The 20,527-nt window shown below is 62.4% G+C and carries 17 protein-coding genes; 10 read left to right on the forward strand and 7 right to left on the reverse strand.

The genetic code is table 11. The features are described 5' to 3' along the window. Positions 1 to 134 precede the first annotated feature (134 nt). On the reverse strand, positions 135 to 1,313 hold the full coding sequence (tet(41), locus tag IMX17_RS05645) for a tetracycline efflux MFS transporter Tet(41) (RefSeq protein ID WP_193549429.1): 1,179 nt from the start codon (positions 1,311 to 1,313) through the stop codon (positions 135 to 137). A gap of 64 nt (positions 1,314 to 1,377) precedes the next feature. Here tet(41) and tetR point away from each other — a divergent pair, with 64 nt between their 5' ends. The 5 genes from tetR (at position 1,378) to IMX17_RS05670 (ending at position 6,925) form a co-directional block, all read left to right on the forward strand. Further along, the gene (gene tetR, locus IMX17_RS05650) at positions 1,378 to 2,019 is read left to right on the forward strand and encodes a tetracycline resistance transcriptional repressor TetR (protein WP_193549430.1); all 642 of its coding nucleotides are present in this window, start codon (positions 1,378 to 1,380) and stop codon (positions 2,017 to 2,019) included. 175 nt (positions 2,020 to 2,194) lie between these two features. After that, positions 2,195 to 2,668, forward strand: a complete 474-nt coding sequence (locus IMX17_RS05655) for a (2Fe-2S)-binding protein (RefSeq protein WP_033643143.1) — start codon at positions 2,195 to 2,197, stop codon at positions 2,666 to 2,668. Continuing rightward, a complete protein-coding gene (locus tag IMX17_RS05660; RefSeq protein ID WP_193549431.1) occupies positions 2,665 to 4,923 on the forward strand; it encodes a molybdopterin cofactor-binding domain-containing protein in 2,259 nt (752 codons plus the stop codon). Before IMX17_RS05655 ends, IMX17_RS05660 begins: the two co-directional genes overlap by 4 nt. Before the next feature lie 28 nt (positions 4,924 to 4,951). Continuing rightward, a complete protein-coding gene (locus IMX17_RS05665; protein ID WP_193549432.1) occupies positions 4,952 to 6,250 on the forward strand; it encodes a cytochrome c in 1,299 nt (432 codons plus the stop codon). Between the two features lie 69 nt (positions 6,251 to 6,319). Beyond that, the gene (locus IMX17_RS05670) at positions 6,320 to 6,925 is read left to right on the forward strand and encodes a nitroreductase family protein (protein ID WP_193549433.1); all 606 of its coding nucleotides are present in this window, start codon (positions 6,320 to 6,322) and stop codon (positions 6,923 to 6,925) included. Between the two features lie 209 nt (positions 6,926 to 7,134). On the opposite strand, the gene IMX17_RS05675 is transcribed toward IMX17_RS05670, so the two are convergent. Next, the gene (locus IMX17_RS05675; protein WP_182264431.1) at positions 7,135 to 8,031 is read right to left on the reverse strand and encodes a DMT family transporter; all 897 of its coding nucleotides are present in this window, start codon (positions 8,029 to 8,031) and stop codon (positions 7,135 to 7,137) included. 129 nt (positions 8,032 to 8,160) lie between these two features. Here IMX17_RS05675 and IMX17_RS05680 point away from each other — a divergent pair, with 129 nt between their 5' ends. Beyond that, positions 8,161 to 8,730, forward strand: a complete 570-nt coding sequence (locus IMX17_RS05680; RefSeq protein ID WP_227414463.1) for a helix-turn-helix domain-containing protein — start codon at positions 8,161 to 8,163, stop codon at positions 8,728 to 8,730. 121 nt (positions 8,731 to 8,851) lie between these two features. Beyond that, on the forward strand, positions 8,852 to 10,777 hold the full coding sequence (locus tag IMX17_RS05685) for a DUF3857 domain-containing protein (protein WP_193549434.1): 1,926 nt from the start codon (positions 8,852 to 8,854) through the stop codon (positions 10,775 to 10,777). 38 nt (positions 10,778 to 10,815) lie between these two features. On the opposite strand, the gene IMX17_RS05690 is transcribed toward IMX17_RS05685, so the two are convergent. The 3 genes from IMX17_RS05690 to IMX17_RS05700 all read right to left on the reverse strand — a co-directional run bounded on the left by IMX17_RS05690 (position 10,816) and on the right by IMX17_RS05700 (position 13,957). Then, complete coding sequence (locus IMX17_RS05690; RefSeq protein WP_182264433.1) at positions 10,816 to 11,172, reverse strand: DUF1937 family protein; 357 nt, start codon at positions 11,170 to 11,172, stop codon at positions 10,816 to 10,818. Between the two features lie 99 nt (positions 11,173 to 11,271). Further along, positions 11,272 to 12,504, reverse strand: coding sequence for an ethanolamine utilization protein EutH (gene eutH, locus IMX17_RS05695; protein WP_193549435.1), 1,233 nt, complete (start codon positions 12,502 to 12,504; stop codon positions 11,272 to 11,274). Then, positions 12,497 to 13,957 carry a glycerol kinase gene (locus IMX17_RS05700; protein WP_193549436.1) on the reverse strand — a complete coding sequence of 487 codons (1,461 nt, stop codon included), beginning with the start codon at positions 13,955 to 13,957 and terminating at the stop codon, positions 12,497 to 12,499. The genes eutH and IMX17_RS05700 overlap by 8 nt, the downstream gene beginning before the upstream one ends. Before the next feature lie 258 nt (positions 13,958 to 14,215). Between IMX17_RS05700 and IMX17_RS05705 the strand changes: the two genes are divergently transcribed. The 3 genes from IMX17_RS05705 (at position 14,216) to IMX17_RS05715 (ending at position 17,716) form a co-directional block, all read left to right on the forward strand. Then, a complete protein-coding gene (locus IMX17_RS05705; RefSeq protein WP_193549437.1) occupies positions 14,216 to 15,619 on the forward strand; it encodes an NAD(P)/FAD-dependent oxidoreductase in 1,404 nt (467 codons plus the stop codon). After that, positions 15,609 to 16,832 (forward strand): FAD-dependent oxidoreductase, encoded by a 1,224-nt coding sequence (locus IMX17_RS05710; RefSeq protein WP_193549438.1) that lies wholly within the window; start codon positions 15,609 to 15,611, stop codon positions 16,830 to 16,832. The genes IMX17_RS05705 and IMX17_RS05710 overlap by 11 nt, the downstream gene beginning before the upstream one ends. A gap of 113 nt (positions 16,833 to 16,945) precedes the next feature. Next, complete coding sequence (locus tag IMX17_RS05715) at positions 16,946 to 17,716, forward strand: DeoR/GlpR family DNA-binding transcription regulator (RefSeq protein ID WP_046898320.1); 771 nt, start codon at positions 16,946 to 16,948, stop codon at positions 17,714 to 17,716. A 107-nt stretch (positions 17,717 to 17,823) separates the two neighbouring features. Here the strand turns inward: IMX17_RS05715 and ggt are convergent, their stop codons facing one another. Together ggt and IMX17_RS05725 are read right to left on the reverse strand one after the other, a co-directional pair. After that, positions 17,824 to 19,497 (reverse strand): gamma-glutamyltransferase, encoded by a 1,674-nt coding sequence (ggt, locus tag IMX17_RS05720; protein WP_193549439.1) that lies wholly within the window; start codon positions 19,495 to 19,497, stop codon positions 17,824 to 17,826. A 162-nt stretch (positions 19,498 to 19,659) separates the two neighbouring features. Next, positions 19,660 to 20,523, reverse strand: a complete 864-nt coding sequence (locus tag IMX17_RS05725; protein WP_182264440.1) for a LysR substrate-binding domain-containing protein — start codon at positions 20,521 to 20,523, stop codon at positions 19,660 to 19,662. Positions 20,524 to 20,527 lie beyond the last annotated feature (4 nt).

A 20,527-nucleotide genomic window follows, 5' to 3' on the forward strand; every position in this document is an offset into this window, starting at 1 on the left:
GCATTTAAATTTTCCTGCGGCGGGATAAGGGCGATGATAATGAGCGGCGCAGTCGCGTGTAAAGCGCCCGCTTATGCTGAATAATGCCTTGCTTAGCCATAAATCAGCTTAAGCGGGAGAGGGTGAGCTCGACGTTATGCCGCGTCACGCTCGCGCGAACGCGCCAGCAACAGCGGAACCAACAGATAGAGGGCGGCGGCCAACGCCCAGACCAGGCCCGGCCAGACATCGCGCGTGGCGGCGTACAGCGCCGTCGCCACCAGCGGCCCCGCGACGCCGATCAGGCTGCCCATGCTGGCCAGCGTCCCTTGCAGCTCGCCCTGATGATCGTCGTCCACCTTTTGCGCCATTAACGCCTGCAGCGCGGGCAGCGCCATACCGCCCGCCGCGAAGAACGGCAGCAAGGCGAAAGGTGCCCAGCCGCGCGTGGCGATCGACAGCAGCGCCAGGCCCATTGTGTCGGCGGCCAGGCCGATCAGCAGCGCCTTGCGTTCGCCGAGCCGCGCGACCAGCGGGCCGATGGCGAAGGCCTGCGACAGCGCGTGGCAGGCGCCGTAACCGGCCAGCGACAGGCCCGCCACCATCATGCTCCAGCCGAAACGATCCTGACCGTATAAAATCCACAATGTGGCCGGTGCCTGCGAAACCAGCGCCATGATCAGGTAAATGCCGGCCAGCGGCAGCAGGCCAGGCTTGCCGTGCAGCCGTCGCAATGACGAAAAGGGATTGAGGCGGATTTTCTCGGCGGCGCGGGCGCGGGGTTTACGCGATTCCGGCAGCAGGAAAAACGCCATCGCCAGGTTGACGGTGTTCATCGCCGCCGCCGCCAGGAAGGGCGCATGCAGATGCCACTCGCCCAGCGAACCGCCGAGCAGCGGGCCGACGATAAAACCGACGCCGAATACCGCGCCCACCAGGCCGAAACGCCGAGCGCGTTGACCGGCCGGCGTAATGTCGGTGACGTAAGCGGTGGCGACCGCCATGTTGGCGCCGGTGATGCCCGCCAGCAACCGGCCCAGATAGAGCCAGGCCAGCGTCGGCGCGAACGCCATCAGCAGATAGTCGGCCGCCGCGCCGGCGAGCGAGATGAGCAGCACCGGCCGCCGGCCGAAACGATCGCTCAGCGCGCCGAGGATCGGCGAGAACAGAAATTGCATTAACGCATAGGCCGCCAGCAGGGTGCCGTAGTGCAGGCTGCCGGCGTCAAGACCGCCCAGCGAACGCAACAACGCCGGCAGAATCGGCATGATCAGACCGATGCCCACCGCATCCAGCAACACCGTCAACAAAATAACCAGCATGGGTTTTTTCAAAATTGTGACTCTAACAGTGATAGAGTATTGAGTATTCCACAGTTACCCTATCAGTGATAGAGAGATGAGCGAAAAAAATACTGCGACACGTTTAACGCGAGAAACCGTCCTGCGCGGGGCCCTGGCGTTGCTGAACGACATCGGCATCGATGCCCTGAGCACCCGCCGCCTGGCGCAACATTTGGGCGTGCAATCTCCCACGCTCTATTGGCATTTCAAGAACAAGGCCGAGCTGCTGAAGGCGATGGCGGAAACCATCATGCTGGATCACCGTGAAGAGGTGCCCGCCGACATGCCCTGGCAGGATTGGGTTGTCACCAATGCCGGCAACTTCCGTCGGGCGCTGCTGGCTTACCGCGACGGCGCGCGTCTGCACGCCGGCACCCGGCCGCAGGAGCCGCAATTCGCCGTCATTGAGGCCAAGGTGGCGCTGCTGTGCCGGGCGGGGTTGACGCCGGAGCGCGCGGTAAACCTGCTGTTCGCCGTCGGGCGTTTCGTGGTGGGCTGGGTGCTGGAGGAACAGCAAATGCAGCCTGACGATCCGCTCAATGATGCCGACCGCCGCCATTATCCGCTGCTGTGCCAAGGCTGGGAAACATTGCAGGAGAAGGGCGCGGATGCGCTGTTCGAAGCCGGCGTGCGGCTGTTGGTCGATGGCGCCGAGGCCGGACTGACGATCGACAATAATCACGGGCGGCAATCATAAAAGCGCGCTTATCTATCGGAAATTTATAGAAAATACCCACTTTTCGTTAAAGCCATGGCGGCTACATTCCCTTAACATCGTCAAGTCTTTTGATGATAATTATTAGCACGCTGCGCAATTATTCACCGCAGTGATGTTACGGATTAAATCCGTTTGTTTAAGGGATAGTTTCACCATGGAAATCAACGTTAATGGCCGGGTGGTTCCACTCGGCAATCTCGCGCCCGACACGCCGCTGCTGTACGTTTTACGCAACGATCTGCACTTGAATGGCCCCAAATATGGCTGCGGCCTGGGGGAGTGCGGCGCCTGCACGGTGCTGATCGACGGCGTCGCCGCGCGTTCTTGCTCAATGCCGCTGGCCGCCGTAGGAAGCAAGTCCGTCACCACGCTGGAAGGCCTGGGTACGCCGGAGGCGCTGCATCCGGTTCAGCAGGGGTTTATCGATGAGCAGGCGGCGCAGTGCGGTTACTGCGCCAACGGCATGATCATGACGCTGGTCGCGTTGTTCGAACGCGAGCCGGATGCAGATGAACAAACAATCAAGAAAGAGCTGGCCTACAACCTGTGCCGCTGCGGTACCCACCTTGAGATCTTGCGCGCCGCCGAGCGCGCCCGCGATCTGCTGGCTGCGCGGAGGCAAGCATGAGCCGCCTCGAACTGACCCGCCGACAGTTGTTGCAAGCCGGCGGTGTGGTGATGGTCAGCAGTCTGCTGTCCGCGCCGTTTAACGCCTTCGCCGCCGAGGCGGTTGCATCGCCTGCCGATCTGCCGCTGGATCGGGTGGACAGCTTTATCAGCCTCACCGCCGACGGCCGGGTGACGGCCTTCAATGGCCATGTCGATCTCGGCACCGGCATTCGCACCGCGCTGGCACAGATCGTCGCCGACGAAATTTGCGTGCCGTTCGAGCACGTCACGATGATCCTCGGCGATACGCAACGCACGCCGGATCAGGGGCCGACCATCGCCAGCGCCACCATCCAGGTCACGTCGGTGCCGCTGCGGCAGGCGGCGGCGCAGGTGCGACATATGCTGACGGCGCTGGCGGCCAAAGCCTTCGAACTGCCGGCCGACCAGCTGACGGCGGCGGCGGGACAGGTATTTGTGACCAAGCACCCGGGGCGTTCCTTGAGCTATGCGCAGCTGGCGAGCGGGCAAAATCTGCATGTGACGCTGGATAAAAACGTGCCGCTGAACGGTGAACAGCAGGGCCGCTATGTCGGCCGCGCCGTCGCCCGGGTCGATATTCCGGCCAAGGTCAGCGGGGGGCTAACCTACGTGCACGACCTGCGCTTGCCCGGCATGCTGCATGGCCGGGTGGTGCGCCCGCCTTACGCAGGCGCCGACAGCAGCGCACCGCTGGGCGGCGGCCTGTTGTCGGTGGATGAAAGTTCGATCGCGCATCTGCCGGGTATCGTGAAACTGGTGGTGATCAACGATTTCATCGGCATTGTGGCCGAGCGCGAAGAGCAGGCGATCGCCGCCATGCGCCGGCTGAAAACCGAATGGAAACCCTGGGCCGGCCTGCCGGACCTGTCGCCGGAGGCGCTGCCCGCCGCGCTGGAAGCCAACCCGAAAACCGACCGTGTGCTGCGCGATGATGCGGGCACGGACGAGGCGTTGGCATTGCTGCATACCGAAGTGCGGGCGGACTATGTCTGGCCTTACCATCAGCACGCCTCGATCGGCCCGTCCTGCGCGGTAGCGGAGGTCAAAGACGGGCGGGCGCAGGTGTGGTCCGGTACGCAAAACCCGCACGATCTGCGCAAAGATATCGCCAGGCTGCTCGAGTTGCCGTCTGAGCAGGTGCACATCACCCGCATGGAAGCCTCCGGCTGCTATGGCCGCAACTGCGCCGACGACGTCTCGGCGGACGCGGCGCTGTTGGCGCGGGCCACCGGCCGCCCGGTGCGGGTGCAGCTGATGCGTGAACAGGAATCCGGCTGGGAGCCGAAGGGCACCGGCCAACTGATCCGGGTGCGCGGCGGCCTCGACGCGCAAAATCGGGTGGCGGCTTACGAGTTGAAAACCAGCTATCCCTCCAACAATGCGGTGACCTTGCCGCTGGTGTTGACCGGCAAGGTGGCCAACCGGGCCGACGTGCAACAGATGGGCGATCGCACCGCCATTCCGCAATACGCGTATCCGCACATGCGGGTGATCTGTCAGGACGCCGCGCCGATCGTGCGGGCGTCGTGGATGCGCGGCGTTTCGGCGCTGCCCAACGTGTTCGCCCATGAATCCTGGATCGACGAGCTGGCCTGGCGCGCCGGCGAGGATCCGATCGCGTTTCGCCTGCGTTACCTGAACGATCCGCGCGCGGTGGCCTTGATTGAGGCCCTGAAGCGCCAGGCTAACTGGCAAGACGGCCCGGCGCACCGCTCGCGCGCCGCCGGGGCCGAAGTGGTGAGCGGCCGCGGCTTCGCCTATGCGCGCTATTTCCACAGCAAATTCCCCGGCTTCGGCGCCGCCTGGGCGGCCTGGGTGTGCGATCTCAGCGTCAATCGTCTTTCGGGGCAGATCACGCTCGATAAAATCTTCGTGGCGCATGATTGCGGCCGGATGATCAATCCGGCCGGGGTGCGCCATCAGGTGCACGGCAACATTATCCAATCCGCCAGCCGGGTGCTGAAAGAGTTTGTCACCTTCAACGAGTCGGGCGTGACGTCATTGGACTGGGGCGGCTATCTGATCCTGCGCTTTGACGAATTGCCGCAGATCGATATCCAACTGATCGACCGCCCGGACGAAGCGCCGATGGGCGCAGGAGAGTCCGCCTCGGTGCCGAGTGCGGCGGCGATCGGCAACGCGCTGTTTGACGCCCTCGGCGTGCGCCTGCGCGAGGTGCCGTTCACACCGGCGCGGGTGCTCGCCGCGCTGCGCGCTCAGGCCGGCCATTAACCCCCCGTAACGAACAAGGACAGCAAAGATGAGTAAGATGAAAAAAATCGTCGGGTGGGGCGGCGTCACGGTGATCGCCGTTGTGGTCGCCGGCGTGGTCGCCAGTTGGCAGCCGGAGATTGCGCCGCTCGCCGCCGATGCGACCCACAGTTTCAGCGAGGCGCAGATCGCGCGCGGCAAAACGTTGGCCGATCTCGGCGACTGCGCCGTGTGCCACACCCGTGCGGGCGGCGAGCGCAACACCGGCGGGTTGGCGATGGAGATCCCCTTCGGCACCATTTACACCACCAACATCACGCCGGACGTGGAAACCGGCATCGGCAGCTGGAGCTACGCGGCGTTCGAACGCGCCATGCGCCACGGAGTCGATCGCCAGGGCCGCTATCTCTATCCGGCATTTCCTTATACCGCCTTTACCCGCACTCCCGACGACGATCTGCAGGCGCTGTATGCCTATCTGATGTCGCAGCCGCCGGTCAAGTACCGGCCGCCGGCCACCGATCTGCACTTTCCGTTCAACATACGCCAGGGCATCTTTGCCTGGAACCTGCTGTTCCTGACGCCGGGCGCGATGCCGGAACAGGCGACCCAAAGCGCCGACTGGAACCGCGGCGCGTACCTGGTCGAAGGGCTGGGGCACTGCAGCGCCTGCCACTCGCCGCGCAACGTGCTGTTCGGCGAGAAAACCGGCGGCGAGCACCTGGCCGGCGGCGTGGCGGAGGGATGGACGGCGCCGGCGTTGACCGGCCGCTCGCCCGCGCCGCTCGCGTGGACGCAGCAGGATCTGGTCGATTTCATGCGCACCGGCTACTCGGCCAACCACGGCGTCGCCGCCGGCCCGATGGCGCCGGTGATCGAAGAAGGGCTGTCGCGCTTGCCGCAGGCCGATCTGCAGGCGATCGCCGTCTATCTGCGCAGCTATCATCCTGAAACGGCGGCGGGCGCTACGGCGACAACGTTAAACGCTCAGGCGGAACGGCAGGTGGAGCCTTTGAGTTCGGAAGGGGCGCGGCTGTTTTCCGGCGCCTGCATGGCTTGCCATGCGCAGGAAAAAGGCGCGCAGATGGCGGGGGTGCGGCCGTCTCTGGCGCTGAACACCAACCTGTTCGCCGACGCGCCGGACAACGCCATTCGTGTGGTGCTGGACGGCATACAGCGGCCGGCGAACGCCGAGCTGGGCTATATGCCGGGCTTTCGCCATAACCTGAATGACGCGCAGATCGCCATCCTGCTCAACTACCTGCGGCAGCATTACGCCAGTCAGGCGCCGTGGCCGGACTTGGTGGCGCAGGTCAGCCGTTTGCGCGCAGAAACCGCGCAGAAATAGCCGTCTGGGGCTGGACAGCCGCGTCGCGTTGACGACAATAGACCTTTTCACATGGACAGAGGCAGTAAAATGAATACGTTAGACGCGATCCGCCAACGCCGCGCCACCAAGCAGTTCGATACGCAGCACGTGATGACGCTCGAAGAGAAAAAAGCGCTGTTGAACATTGCGCTGCAGGGCGCTCCCAGCGCGTTTAACCTGCAGCACTGGCGCCCGTTGCTGATCGAAGATCGCGCGCAGCGCGAGAAAATTCGCGAGGCGGCGTGGGGCCAGGCGCAGGTGACCGACGCGTCGATGCTGGTCGTGCTGTGCGGCGATCTGTCGAGTTGGGAATCGAAGGTAAAAACCGTTTGGGCCGACGCGGCGGAGCCGGTGCAGCAGTTCATGCTCCCGGCCGTCGATCAGTATTATCGCGGTAAGCCGCAGGTGCAGCGCGACGAAGTGATGCGCAGCAGCGGCATCTTCGCCCAGACGCTGATGCTGGCGGCTAAGGCACAGGGCTACGACTCTTGCCCGATGGACGGTTTTGATTTCGACGCGGTGGGCGAGATTATCAATAAGCCGGCGCATTATCAGATCGCGCTGATGGTCGCTATCGGCAAGGCGGCGGGGCAACCTTACCCGCGCATCGGCAAGCTGCCGTTCGACGAGGTGGTGAAAACCGATCGCTTCTGAGCTGAACGGTGAATGACAAAAGGGAAGGCTTGCGCCTTCCCTTATTTTTTTATGACGCACAGTTCGTTCCAGTAACTGAAACGGATGCGCCGTTGCAGGCGGTGATGCCACATAGAACACTCCTTCTACCCTACACGGTTTAAATAAATAGCACCGCGCCGAACATAAGGCGAATGCCTTATTGTGCATAGCTTGCCCGTCGGACGGGATTAACCGATTTTACCGACCCGGTGCGCGGCGGGTGCCCATCGCCAGCCGAAGTTCATGCCCGCGGCCGCGCCGAGAATGGCCAGCGTGCCCAGCAGCTGCAACAGGCTGAGACGGTGCCCGAACGCCGCCCAGTCCACCACGATCGCCACTGCCGGGTAGATAAACGACAGCGCGCCGACCAGAGCGGTGGGGATTTTCTGGATAGCGCCATAGAGCAACGTGGACATCACCCCGGTATGCACCAGGCCGAGGGTGGCCAGCAGCAGCCAGTCGAACGGTTCTGCGGGAAGGCGGGCCAGACCGGCGAACGGCGCCATCGCCAGCGCGCCAACGGTCAGTTGAATCAACACGATGAGCTGCGGCGGTAACGCGGCCAGCTGTTTGACGATCGCCGCCGCCAGGGCGTACATCAGGGCTGCGCCGAGCGCCAGCGCCACGCCCAGCAGATAGTCGCCATCGCCGCCACCGCTCTGCCGGCCGGTGACGATCAACACCATCCCGGCGAACGCCAGCAGAAGCCAGCCCAGCCGATTAGCCGTCAGTTTTTCGCCGAACAGCAGCGCTCCCAGCGCCACCAACATAAACGGTTGAACATGGTAGGTCACGGTGGCGACAGCGATCGAGGCATGCGCATAGGCGGCAAACAATAGCGTCCAGTTGAGCACCAGCGCGAGGCCCCCCAGGACGGCGAAGGCCAGCTGTCGCCGGTTGATCACACCCTGTTTTAACTGGCCGAGCGCGGCGCAGGTGGCCAGCATCGCCAACGCGCCGAACGCGCAGCGCCAAAACACCACCGTGGCGGGCGGCTGCCCTAATACGATCACCGGCCAACCGACGGTGCCGGAGATCGTCATGGCGAGGATCATTTGCACTGCGCCGCGCGTTTTCGTTTTCATGTCGTTTCCCTCGCGGCCTGACCGTGCTTGTGGTGAAGTCGCTTAATCATTAAAATGAACAATCGAACATTATGATGAACATGGTTGACAGTGTTCGTCAAGTCGAACAAATGAATGATATAACGAACAATGAGCGAGAGCCTAATGCAGAACATCACGCCGATCGGCCTCTTGTCGGCGGCAATCCGCCGTGAGCGGGAGCGATTGAACCTGTCCGTCACCGAACTGGCGAAGCGCGCGGGTATCGCCAAGTCCACGTTGTCGCAGCTCGAAGCCGGCGGCGGTAATCCCAGTCTGGAAACGCTGTGGGCGTTGGCGATGGCGCTGGATGTGCCGGTCAGCCGACTGATTTCGCAACCCAGCAGGCAGGTGCAAGTGATCCGCGCTCATGAGGGGACCGCGGCGGTGTCAGAGCAGGGCAACTACGCCGCCACGTTGCTGGCCACTTGTCCACCGGGCGCGCAGCGCGACATTTACCGGCTGCGGGTGCAGCCCGGCGAAGTCAAACTTTCCCGGCCGCATCCGCCGGGCACCGTCGAGCATGTGATCATCAGCAGTGGACGGGCGCGCCTTGGGCCGGCGGATCAGCCGCAGGTGCTGAGCGCCGGGGATTACATCAGTTACTCCGCCGATCGCGAGCACGTTTTCGAGGCGCTGGAGCCGGAGACCACCGCCGTCATGCTGATCGAGCAGGGCTAGCACGCGTTGATGGTTCGTTTATTGAAAATGATTCTCAATTATATTAGTGTGCCCGCCTGTTTTGACGCCGGGACGGGCGTATGGCCCGGTGTCGCTGCTTAACGCCCTTCAAGGACCGAAGATGAAAATCGCTATTCCTTCCATACTGTTACTCGCCGGTTTGACGGCGACGCACCCGGCCACCGTGTTGGCCGCTGCACCGCCCGCCGCGGCGGATCAGGGCCAGAACGACACGGCCAACAATGATTTCAGCTTCGTGCGCTATCGCGCGGATTACCGCGTTAACGCCAACGCCACCAACGTGAAGACGGAAAGCTACGAAGTGCTGCTGAAAACCAAGGCGGCGGTCGAAAAATTCAGCCAGATCCGCCTGAGCTACAGCGAGAAAATGGAAACGCTGGAGGTGGTCGCCGCCTATACGCTGACCGCCGACGGCCAGCGCCACGATGTGGCGCCCGATCGCATCTATACCCAGGAGAGCTATTCCAGCGCCACGGCACCGCTGTATGCCGATCGCAAGGTGCGCGTCATCGTGTTCTCCAATCTGGCGCCGGGATCGCGCGTGGTGTATGAGCTGCGCCGCACGCAAAACACCCCGTATTTCCCTGACTATTTCGGCCTGTGGGAGACGTTCAGCGTTTTCGATCAGTTCGACGACGCCGAAGTGACCCTGCAGGCGCCGGCCAAGCTGCCGATGCATATCTTCACGCGCGGCGTCGAGGGCGGGGACCAACCGCAGATCCGCAACGGCCAGGCGCACTGGCGCTGGCATTATTCGCGCAGCGCGCCGATGAAGGCGCAAAACTGGGCGGCGGACAGCTGGACCTTCAGCCCGACCATCATGGCCAGCACCTACCGCGAGTGGCCGCAGTTGGCCAAGGCCTACCAGCTGAAGGCCGGCGCGGCGGCGAAGGTGACGCCGGGCATTCAGGCGCTGGCGGACAATATCACCGCCGGTATCAGCGATCGGCGCGAGCAGGCGGAGGCCCTCTATCGCTGGGTGGCGCAAAACATTCGCTACGTGGCGGTGTACCTGGGCAACGGCGGGCTGGAGCCGAATTTGGCGCAGAGCATTCTCGATAACCATTACGGCGACTGTAAGGATCACGTGGTGATCCTGGAGGCGCTGCTCGCCGCCAAAGGCATTGAAAGCTCGCCGGTGCTGATCGGCATGGATGAAGGCCCGATACTGCCTAAAGTGCCGCTGCTTGGCCGCTTCAATCACGCCATCACCTACGTGCCGGAATTCAAACTGTACCTCGATTCCACCAATCCCTGGGCGCGTTTCGGGCAACTGCCGGAGGGCGATTTGGGCGCGCCGGTGCTGCTGACGCGCGACGCCAGGCTGGCGCGCACGCCGGGCAGCGATGAGCAGCCGGTCAAGAGCGCGCTGAACGTCGATTTCGTGTTCGACAAGGCGGGCAATCTGCGCGGACAGACCGAGCGCCGGCTGAGCGAAGTGGAAGAAATTGACCTGCGGGGCTACTTCTCGCAGATCAACCGTCAGAATCGGGCGCAGGCCGAAGCGACGATCATGTCCGCTTCCGGCATCGACGGCAACGGCGAGGTGGCGATGAACAGCGATCCGCTGGATCTCAAAAAGCAGTTCGGCTATCGCTTCCGCTTCAAGGCGGACGACTACGTCGATTTCGGCGTGGTGGGCGGCATGACGTTGCCCAACCCGCCCGGCGGCAAATCGTTCCGCACGCTGTATACCACCACGGCGGCGCCGGGCAACGAAACACCGTTTTACTGCACCGCGCAGCGCTACGACGAAACCTACCGTCTGCAGCTGCCGGCCAACGTGCCGATCATCGCCATTCCGCAAGACAGGCAATTCCGCAATGCGGCGGGCGACTATCGCGTTGAGTGGCGGCGCGACGGGCAGCAGGTGACCGTCAATCACCGCCTGCAGGTGAACGCCATTCGCGGCAAGGAAGCGCTGTGCCAGGCGCAGGATTACCCGGCGTTCCGCGAGCTGTTCCAGCAGGTACGGCGCGGTTTCCGCGGCCAGGTGGTGTACGGTGAATTGGCCAACGGCAAATAAGCCGCTGCCCCGTCGCGCCAAGCGGCGGGGCGCACGCCTCAGTTGAACTCGCCTGCGACCTCGGACCACAGGCTGACACGGCAACCGCGCGCCGCGAAAGAATCCATCTCGCGTTTGATGCCGCCGCTCTCTTGCCAACCCGGCAAATCGAGCACGATCAATTCATCCATCGCCGCCATGAACAGCGCGTCGATCGGTGCCCACAGCTTGCCGATGGCGGTTTTGTCGAGCTCTTGCAAACACTGGTTGATCGGATGTGACATGCTGACCTGGCTAAAAACGGCGCTGCCGGCGCGCACGATAGCGGCGGCGACGTCGTTGCAGGCGATAAAGCGTTGCTGCACGACGTTGGCGTCGGCGTGGCTGTAGGGGCAGGCTAAAAATATTTTTCTCATTAGCGTTTGTTCTCTCAATAATTGTTGTCAGGGACGAAAAAAGGGCGCAGCTTCCCCGTGAGGCGGCGCCCCGTTTATTTTTATGGCTTAGGGATAAATTTAGCGAGCGGCGGCGGCGATGGCCGTCGATTGCCTTTGCGTCTGTTCTTTTTCCAGCAATTCAGCCTCCGGCACCGAAATTTTTATGGCGATCAGCACGGCGATCATGCCGCCGAGGAATTTGCCCATCATGATCGGCAACACCAGCGAAGGTTGGAAGTTGGCGGTAAACGCTAGGTGATCGCCCAACGTGGCCTGTGCGCAGATGCCGAAGGCCACGCACAGCACCTTATCGCGGGCGCGCATGCCTTTGAACAGGTGATAAACGGCGATGATATTGGCCAATACCATAATAAAGCCCAGCGCGCCGGTATCCGATAAACCGAGCTTTTTACCGATAAAATGCATCGGCTTGCGGCAATAGCGCTGGAATAAATAACAAATGGGGAATGTGCCCGCCAACATAATGCCGATATAACCGGCGATCTCGATAGCGCGGAATAATTCGTCTTTGTCGGCAAATAACGGATCGAATACCCAGCCGCCGAACACCTTTTTAAACACGCCGGTAAAATGCTCGATGATGCACAGCGCCAACACCAGCTTGATAAAGGCATCCGCCGCCTTGCCGAAGATCAGGAATCCTTTCACCATCGCCGCCGGCCGCAGCTTCAGCCCCAACGCCAGCAGGAAGCACAGGGCGAACAGCGGCGACAGCAGCCGCAGCGCCTGCAGCAAGTCCAGCCGCAGATAGTGCGCGGCAGGCGAGGTGGTGGAAATGATCTCCCTGACCGGCAGGTTATTGAAGGTGATGGTCACCAGGGCGATCAGCACGGCGAACGGAATGCTGATCAGGCCCGCCATGGCGCCCAGCGCCAGATATTTATGGTCGTCGCGGTTCAGCATGATAAGCCCTACCGGGATCAGGTACACGATGCTGGCGCCGGAGGTGTAGCCCACCAACATGGCGACGATCCACATGTCGCGGTTGGCGGCGATGGCGTCGGCCAGCTGATAGCCGCCCATGTCCACGGCGATCACCGCCAGCGCCGCGATCGAGGCGTCGGAGCCGAGCGCCGAGAAGAAGGGGCCGATGCTGTACATGATCAGGTAAGAGATGATCGGGATTGCGGCCATGATGCCAGCCTGGGCGAGAAACACCGGGCCGATGGCGTGAATGCCGTTGACGAATTCGCGTCCCAGCTCGCCTTCCGGTTTGACGATCGACGCCAGCGCACCGATCAGAGTGCCGGCCATGATGATATAGATGATGAAATTACCGAACTCAGCCATGGTGTTCCTCCTGCGATGAACGTAAGCCGCGCGAGCGCGCGATGATTTCCTGATAGCGGGCAAACCAGACCGCCATATCGACCTCGGCGGGTTCCGTCACTTCATAGCGGTTGAGCACCTTGAGCGGATGTTCCACCCCCAGTCCTTTACGCGCCAACAGCGCCACGCCTTGGGCGGTGATCTCCTTATTGGCGGGAGAGACGATGCGTTTTTGGATCAGGTTGGCGAGAAACTGCGTGAAATAGCGGTTGGCGGACAGGCCGCCGTCCACCGAAATGCTGTCGCCGATCGGTTTCAGTTTATCCATGGCGTTGATCACCTCGGCGGAACGCATGGCGATGCCTTCGAGGATCGACTGCAGCAGATCCTTGCGCTCGGTCTCCAGCGACAGCCCGGCCCACATCCCGGCGGCGGAGCGGTCCCAGTACGGGCAAGCCAGTCCGGAGAGCGCGGGCACAAAGGCCAGGCCGCGCGCGATGGCCGGCTGAGAGGGGAAGTCGCCGAATTCATCGAAATCATTGAACAGGCCGATCTTTCTCGCCCAGTTAATGGCGGAGGCGGCGTTATAAACGCCGCCGTCCAGGCCATACACCGGCTCACTGCCGGGCAGCTTCCAGCACAGCGTGGGCAACAGGCCGGACTCGCCGGCATCGATCGGGCGCGGCCCGGTGATCGCCTGTAAAAAGGCGCCGGTACCGAAGGTGATCTTCATCTGCCCCGGCTGATGGCAACCGTGACCGTATGTACCGGCAAACTGGTCGACGATGCAGGCCGTCAGCGGCACCGGTTTACCGTTGAGCGCGACGTCGCCGAAGTGGCCGATGTTATCTCTGACTTCGGGCAGGCTGTCGATCGGCACGCCGAACAAACGGCACAGCTCCTCATCCCACTGCAGGGTATGAATGTTGAACAACGAGGTGCGCGAGGCCGAGTTATAGTCGGTGAGATGCCGGCCGCACAGGTGGAACAGGAAGAAGGCGTCCATGGTGCCGAGCCGCAGGCGGCCGCGTTGCGCCAATTGCCTGGCGCCAGGGGCATTGTTCATCAGCCAGCCCATCTTGCTGGCTGAGAAGTAGGTATCGAGCGGCAGACCGGTTTTCGCCGTCACCAGCGGCTCAACGCCTTCGCGTTTCAGCCGCTGGATCTCCGGCTCGGTGCGCTGATCTTGCCAAACGATAGCGTTGTACAGCGGCAGGCCGCTGTCGGCGTCCCAGGCCAGCAGGCTTTCGCCCTGATGCCCTAAACCGATGGCGTCCACCATGTCGCACTGGCTGAGACAGTGGCGGATATTCGCCAAAATCTCCAGGGCGTCGTGTTCCACCCAGCCCGGATTGGGGGTGATCTGCTTGTGCGGCATGCTGGCCGGTGAATGGTGCCTGCCGTCTTCGCCGAACACCACGACCCGGGTGCCGGTGGTCCCCTGATCAATCGCGGCATAACGTTGATTCATCATTGCTTTGCTCTCTTATAGGTTTTGTTTTTTTATTGCGCCTGGTGTTGGTTGTGTGACTGTTTTAATAATCTATCTTCAATTTCACACATTAAAGCAACATAAATCACAAGATAAAATAACCCCGCGTGATCGACCTCATACTTTTTGCTTATCACCGCGTCCTGCGACCTTTTTTTGGGAGTTGTGTTGTTTTTGCCATTTCAAATGCGGTTATTGTGTGGTTTTATTGTGGTTATCACATCAAAACGGGACATCAGCATGATGGAAGAACAAACGGATTGGGACATTGTCGTGATTGGCGGCGGTGTGGTCGGGTGCGCGGTATTCCGCCAATTCTGCCTGATGGGCGCCCGAACGCTGCTGTTGGAAAAGGGGGGCGATATCCTGTCCGGCGCCAGCAAAGCCAACAGCGCGTTGTTGCATACCGGCTTCGATGCGCCGAGCGGCAGTCTGGAACTGCATTGCATGCAGGCCGGCTACCGGGAATTTATCGCCATCCGCGAACGGATGAATTTGCCGCTGTTGCCCACCGGCGCGCTAGTCGTGGCCTGGGACGAGCAGCAGTTGGCGGCGCTGCCCGCGATCGTGCAGCAGGCGCACGACAACGGCGTGCTGGACGTGGCACAGATCGACGCCGGCGAGCTGTATCGCCGTGAGCCGCAGCTGGCGCCCGGCGCATTGGCGGCGGTCGAGGTGCCGGGGGAAAGCGTGATCGATCCCTGGAGCACGCCGCTGGCGTACCTGACGCAGGGCGTCAAACACGGCGGCGACTATCGTTTCAGTACCGAGGTGACCGGCGCTGAACGCGTGCCGACAGGCTGGCGGCTAACCAGCAACCGGGGCGAGTTTCACGGCAAAATCGTCATCAACTGCGCCGGCAATCAGGGCGACCGGGTAGAAAGTTTCTGCCACCAGCCCGAGTTTGAAATTCGCCCGCGCAAAGGGCAGTTTCTGGTGTTCGACAAGGCCGCCGCCGGGCAGGTCAACGCCATTATCTTGCCGGTGCCGACGGCGAACACTAAAGGGGTGCTGCTGTCGAAAACCATCTTCGGCAATTTGCTGCTCGGGCCGACCGCCGAAGAACAGCAGGATCGCGAGACGGCGACGGTGGACGAAACCAAAATGCGCGAACTGATCGAACAGGGCACCCGGCTGCTGCCCTCGCTAGCGAATTACAGCGTGACCGCCAGCTATGCCGGCTTGCGTCCGGCGACCGAGCAGAAACACTATCGCATTCAGCACTATCCCGATCGGCAGTGGATCTGCGTGGCGGGCATTCGCTCCACCGGCCTGACGGCGGCGCTGGGCATCGCGCAATATGTGGAACAGCTCTATCGCGACCACTTCACGCCGTGCTTCACGCCAAAAACGCCGGAGACCCTGCATTGGCCGCAAATGCCGATGCTTGCCGACTACGCGCTGCGCGATTACGCGCGCCCGGACAACGGCGGCATCGTTTGCCACTGCGAGCTGGTGACCCAGCGGGAGATCGAGGCGGCGTTCGATTCCGCCGTGCCCCCGGAGTGCATCGGCGGGCTGCGGCGCCGCACGCGCGTGATGATGGGGCGCTGCAACGGGTTTTATTGCAGCAGCCGGGTGGCGGAAATGGTAGGCGATCGTTTTGGCCAGACGCTGGCCGTAGGGAGCATTGATGAAAACTGAGTATCAGGTGGCGATTGTTGGCGCCGGGCCGGCCGGGATCGCAGCGGCGACCGCGCTGCGACAGGCGGGGATCGAGGATGTGGTGCTCCTGGAGCGGGAGCAGCAAGCAGGCGGCGTGCCGAGACACTGTCGGCACCCCACCTTTGGGCTGCAAACGTTCTATCGGCCGATGCTGGGATCCACCTATGTCGATAAAATACTAGCGCGCGCCGGGCAGGTGGAGATCCGTACCGGCGTGACGGTGCTCGCCATCAAGCCGGACGGCGAGCTGACCATCACGGACTGCCGCGGCGTCAGCACGTTGAAAGCGCAGCGGGTGATCCTGGCGACCGGCGTGCGCGAGACACCGCGCCATCCGCGTCTGGTGAGCGGGCTGCGGCCGCAGGGCGTACTCACCGCCGGCGCGCTGCAGCAGTTCGTCTATCTGCGCGGGCTGCAGCCGGGCAAGGCGCCGGTGGTGATCGGCACCGAGCTGGTCAGTTTCTCCGCGCTGTGGACGCTGCGTAACGCCGGCGTGCGCGCCGTCGCCATGATTGAAAGCGGCGGCAGACCCGTCGCCTGGCGTCTGAGCGCGCTCTATGCGCGTCTGATGGGGGTGCCGATCCACTACTATTCGCGCGTGACCGATATTGCCGGCCGCGATCGGGTTGAATCCATAGAAGTGGAAAATCGCCAGGGGGAGAAACGGCGCATCGCCTGCGACAGCCTGATCTTCACCGGCCGCTTCACCGGGGAGTATACGCTGATCCGCCAGAGCCACCTGGCGCAGCGGCCGGACAGCGGCTGTCCGTTGACCGATCAGTTCGGCCGCTGTTCCGACGCCGCCTATTTCGCCGTCGGCAACATGTTGCACCCGGCGGACATGGGCGACCAGTGTTATCAGGAAGGGCTGCGCGTCGGCGAGGCCGTTGCCCATTCGCTGCAGCGCACGCTGCCGCCGGCGCGGCAAATCCTGCCGGTGCGGCACGACGAACGGATACGCCTGACTGCGCCCGCCTGTGTGGCGCTGATCGGCAAGCCCGCCACGATCACGATCAATATGCGCGTGGAACAGGCGGTGTCCGGTTCGGTGGTGGTGCGGCTGGGGGAGAAAGTGCTGTACCGCAAAACGCATCGTTGCCTGCCTGAACGGCGGATCCTGCTGCGCAATATCGTCTTGCCAGCCGAGGCTGAGCGTGATGCGCTGCACATCAGCATAGAATCCGCCGGGTGAACGACGGCAACGGCTTGCGTCTAACGCCCTGAAACCCGTAGTATTCCGTCAGTTAACGCCGCAAGTCTCGGCGGAGGCAGTCACTCTAACTAAAGGCAGCGAGTGTAATGTGAATGGATATCTCTAATTCCGTGGAAAGGCGCAATGAAATACTGGCGCTGATCCAGGCCAACGGCCGGGTTTACGTGAATGAGCTGGCGGATAAATTCCAGGTTTCGCAGGAAACCATTCGGCGCGACCTGAACAAGCTGGAAGACTATCGGCTGATCAAGAAGATCCACGGCGGCGCGGTGAGCAGCCAGTTTAAATTCGAGCATGAATTCAACGAGCGGGCCAAAATCGCCGAGGCCGAGAAGCGCGCCATCGCGGAGAAAGCGGCGACGCTGCTCCAACCGGGCGATACGGTGTTCGTGGATTTCGGCTCCACCACGCTGGAGTTTGCCCGGCAGTTGGCGACGATCGATCAACTGACGGTCATCACCAACTCGCCGCTTATCGCCAACGTCTGTCTGGAAAATGACTCCATTGACGTGGTGCTGATCGGCGGGCAGTTCATCGACTCCAAAATGGCGTGCCTGGGCGCGATCGCATTGAATAATATCGAGGCGTTTTTCGCCGACTACGCCATCATCGGCGCCGGCGCGGTCAATCTGCAGACCGGCGTGATGGATCAGAACGTCAATGAGGCGGCCATCGCGCGCAAAATGATTGCCCAGAGCCGCAAGTGCATCGTGTTGGCTGACGAAAATAAGCTGCGCGGCCATGCGATGACGCTGGTGGCCAAATGGCCCGAGGTCGATTATCTGGTGACCTCCGACAGCGGTAACGCATTAGAAGGCTTGGTTTTCCCCGCCAACGTTAATGTATTGATCGCACAGGTCTAAAAGGGGATAAGAAGCCTTTCTCCGTGCTGAAGCGATGCGGAGAAAGGCGCAAACGTCTTCCGCCAGGCGCACGCAGCGCCGTCGGGCTGATGCGCATCAGCGTCTTTTTACTTCTTCACCACCAGCCCCACGCCGCGGCCGCGCGGATCGGAGGCGGTTTCCGGCGTGTGGCCATCGATGCGGATAGCCTGAATATCCCCCATGTTCCAGCCCTGATCTTCCAGGGTGTAGCCCATGGCTTTCAGCTCGTCCGCCGGTTTGCCGGTCAGCGGCGCGAAGCTGTCGTAATAAACGGTGTCCTTCGGCAACAGTTGGTGATGCACCCGCTGGGCGGCCACCGCCTGCGCCAACGGCAGATGGTAATCGTAGAGGTTGTTGATCACCTGGAAGATCGAGGTGAAAATGCGCGATCCGCCCGGCGTGCCGATCACCAGGGTGACGTCGCCGTCGCGGGTGATGATGGTCGGGCTCATCGAAGAGAGCATGCGTTTGCCCGGCTCGATGGCGTTGGCGTCGCTGCCCACCACGCCGAAAGCATTAGCGACGCCGGGTTTGGCGCTGAAGTCGTCCATCTCGTCATTAAGCAGGAAGCCGGCGCCCTTGACCACCACGCCGCTGCCGAAGTCCCAGTTAAGCGTATAGGTGTTGCTGACCGCGTTGCCGGCGGCATCGACGATCGAGAAATGGGTGGTTTGGTGGGTTTCCAGCCCTGGCCGCACCCGTTCGGTCGGTGAGATCGCCTGCGGATTGATCTCGGCGGCGCGTTTTTGCAGATAGTCGGGGGCGATCAGCTGCGCTTCCGGCACGTTAGTGAAGTCCGGGTCGCCGAGGTAGTCGGCGCGATCGGCGAACACGCGTTTTTCGATTTCCGCCAGCAGGTGGATATAGCGCGCCGAGTTGAGCGGCACGCCCTTGAAGTCGGCGGCGCGATCTTCTTTTATCCCCAGCAGCTGCGCCAGCGCGATGCCGCCGGAGCTGGGCAGCGGGGCGGTATACACGGTGTTGCCGCGCCAGCTGATGCGCATCGGTTCGCGCCATTTCACCCGATAGTCGGCCAGATCCGCCGCGCCGATCAGCCCGTTATCGCGCTGCATTTGCGCCACCAGCAGGCGGGCGGTTTCGCCGTGATAAAAATCGTCGGCGCCCGATTTGGCGATGCGCTCGAGAGTGGCAGCCAGCTCCGGCTGTTTGAACACCGTGCCGGGTTTCATGGCGCCGAAATAGTCGCCGAAGTTGGTTTTACCGGCGAACAGTTTGTTGGCGTCTTCGCGGTACTGATACTGCTGATCCGCCACGGTGAAACCTTGCCGGGCGTAGCCGATCGCCGGCGTCAGCAGTTCGGCCCACGGCAGCTTGCCGAAACGCTTGTGGGCTTCCCACAGCCCCAGCACGGTGCCCGGCACGCCGGCGGCGCGGCTGCCCACCAGGCTGAGATTTTCGATCACTTCGCCTTTATCGTTCAGATACATGGTCTTGCTGGCGGCCTTGGGTGCCACTTCGCGGTAGTCGAGAAAATAGGGCTTGCCGTCGACGTACAGCGTCATAAAGCCGCCGCCACCGATATTGCCGGCTTCAGGGTAGGTCACCGCGAGGGTAAAGGCGGTGGCGACCGCCGCATCAACCGCGTTGCCGCCGGCCTGCAGAATGTGCGCGGCGACTTTTGCACCATACTGATCCGGAGCGGCGACCGCGCCGGCGGTCAGATCGGCGGCAAAGGCGGCGGGAACGGTGCAGGCCAGGGCCACGCTCAGCGCTATCGTTTTCAATAAACCGGCAGACATAGAAGATCCTTTTAGCGATGTTAAGTTATCAGGTGAATTCAACTAATTATTTTTGAAACAGCAGGTTAGCGCGTTTTCTTCGGGCTGTTGCGGCGCTTTATTGAAGGTAGCAGCGGTCAGGCGGGGCCGCCTGACCAGAGTAGCAAATCGTGATGTGGCGCGTTATGCGTCGGCCGGCAGCGCCGACTGCAGCCATTGGCAGAAGTGCCGGGCGAGCGGATTGTGTTCGCTGTCGCGATGCAGCAGCCACGCCCAGTTGGCGCCCCGCACGCGTTGCTCGGTTAACGGTTGCAGCAACCCGGCGTCACGCGCGTGCTGCGCCAGCAGCTGACTGACCAACGCGATGCCCAGCCCCTGGCAGGCGGCGTCCAGCAGCAGGCCGGGATCGGAGAAATTCAGCCCGCTGTCGCGCTGGCCGACGTGCGCGCCGCCCGCCACCGTCCAGTGGCTCCAGTCCATTTCGCGTTCGCCGTGCAAGGTCACGCGCTGCTCCGCCGCCAGCGCCAATAGGCTGGGGTGGCAGGCGGGATAAAGCCGGTCGGTGCAGAGAACCTTAAAGGTGCAGTCCGCCTGCGCGCTGAGATCGTCGCGGATCGCCAAGTCGATGCTGTCCGTCGCCATATCCGGCGGCTCGAAGCTGGTGAAGAGCCACAGATCTATCTGCGGATGCCGCTGGTTGAACTCGCCCAGCCGCGGCGTCAGCCAGTGGCGGGCAAAGGCCGGGGTGGTGTTGACGATCAGCTGGTTTGGTTTGCGGTACTGATCCAAACGACGAATGCCGACGGCCAATTGTTGCAGCATCACCTGCGCGGTGCTGAACAGATCGTGGCCGGCATCGGTCAGCGTCACGCTGCGGCCGGTGCGGAAAAACAGCGGCTGTTCCAAAAACGCCTCGAGGCTGCGGATCTGCTGGCTAATGGCCGACTGGGTCAGGTGCAATTCTTCGGCGGCCTGATGAAAACTGCCCAGGCGCGCCGCCGCTTCAAAACCGCGCAATGCGCTTAACGGGGGCCAGTGTTTTAACATTATC

Source organism: Serratia sp. X3, from assembly GCF_014982455.1.
In the GTDB taxonomy this organism is placed as follows: Bacteria; Pseudomonadota; Gammaproteobacteria; order Enterobacterales; family Enterobacteriaceae; genus Serratia; species Serratia ureilytica.

Bases quoted from the DNA above. Each gene is read 5' to 3' on its own strand.
- IMX17_RS05660 (WP_193549431.1), top strand. From the start codon at position 2,665: ATGAGCCGCCTCGAACTGACCCGCCGACAGTTGTTGCAAGCCGGCGGT.
- IMX17_RS05705 (WP_193549437.1), top strand. From the start codon at position 14,216: ATGATGGAAGAACAAACGGATTGGGACATTGTCGTGATTGGCGGCGGT.
- IMX17_RS05670 (WP_193549433.1), top strand. From the start codon at position 6,320: ATGAATACGTTAGACGCGATCCGCCAACGCCGCGCCACCAAGCAGTTC.
- IMX17_RS05710 (WP_193549438.1), top strand. From the start codon at position 15,609: ATGAAAACTGAGTATCAGGTGGCGATTGTTGGCGCCGGGCCGGCCGGG.
- IMX17_RS05685 (WP_193549434.1), top strand. From the start codon at position 8,852: ATGAAAATCGCTATTCCTTCCATACTGTTACTCGCCGGTTTGACGGCG.
- IMX17_RS05700 (WP_193549436.1), bottom strand. From the start codon at position 13,957: ATGATGAATCAACGTTATGCCGCGATTGATCAGGGGACCACCGGCACC.
- IMX17_RS05675 (WP_182264431.1), bottom strand. From the start codon at position 8,031: ATGAAAACGAAAACGCGCGGCGCAGTGCAAATGATCCTCGCCATGACG.
- tetR (WP_193549430.1), top strand. From the start codon at position 1,378: ATGAGCGAAAAAAATACTGCGACACGTTTAACGCGAGAAACCGTCCTG.
- IMX17_RS05655 (WP_033643143.1), top strand. From the start codon at position 2,195: ATGGAAATCAACGTTAATGGCCGGGTGGTTCCACTCGGCAATCTCGCG.
- IMX17_RS05680 (WP_227414463.1), top strand. From the start codon at position 8,161: ATGAGCGAGAGCCTAATGCAGAACATCACGCCGATCGGCCTCTTGTCG.
- IMX17_RS05715 (WP_046898320.1), top strand. From the start codon at position 16,946: ATGGATATCTCTAATTCCGTGGAAAGGCGCAATGAAATACTGGCGCTG.
- eutH (WP_193549435.1), bottom strand. From the start codon at position 12,504: ATGGCTGAGTTCGGTAATTTCATCATCTATATCATCATGGCCGGCACT.
- IMX17_RS05665 (WP_193549432.1), top strand. From the start codon at position 4,952: ATGAGTAAGATGAAAAAAATCGTCGGGTGGGGCGGCGTCACGGTGATC.
- IMX17_RS05690 (WP_182264433.1), bottom strand. From the start codon at position 11,172: ATGAGAAAAATATTTTTAGCCTGCCCCTACAGCCACGCCGACGCCAAC.
- ggt (WP_193549439.1), bottom strand. From the start codon at position 19,497: ATGTCTGCCGGTTTATTGAAAACGATAGCGCTGAGCGTGGCCCTGGCC.
- IMX17_RS05725 (WP_182264440.1), bottom strand. From the start codon at position 20,523: ATGTTAAAACACTGGCCCCCGTTAAGCGCATTGCGCGGTTTTGAAGCG.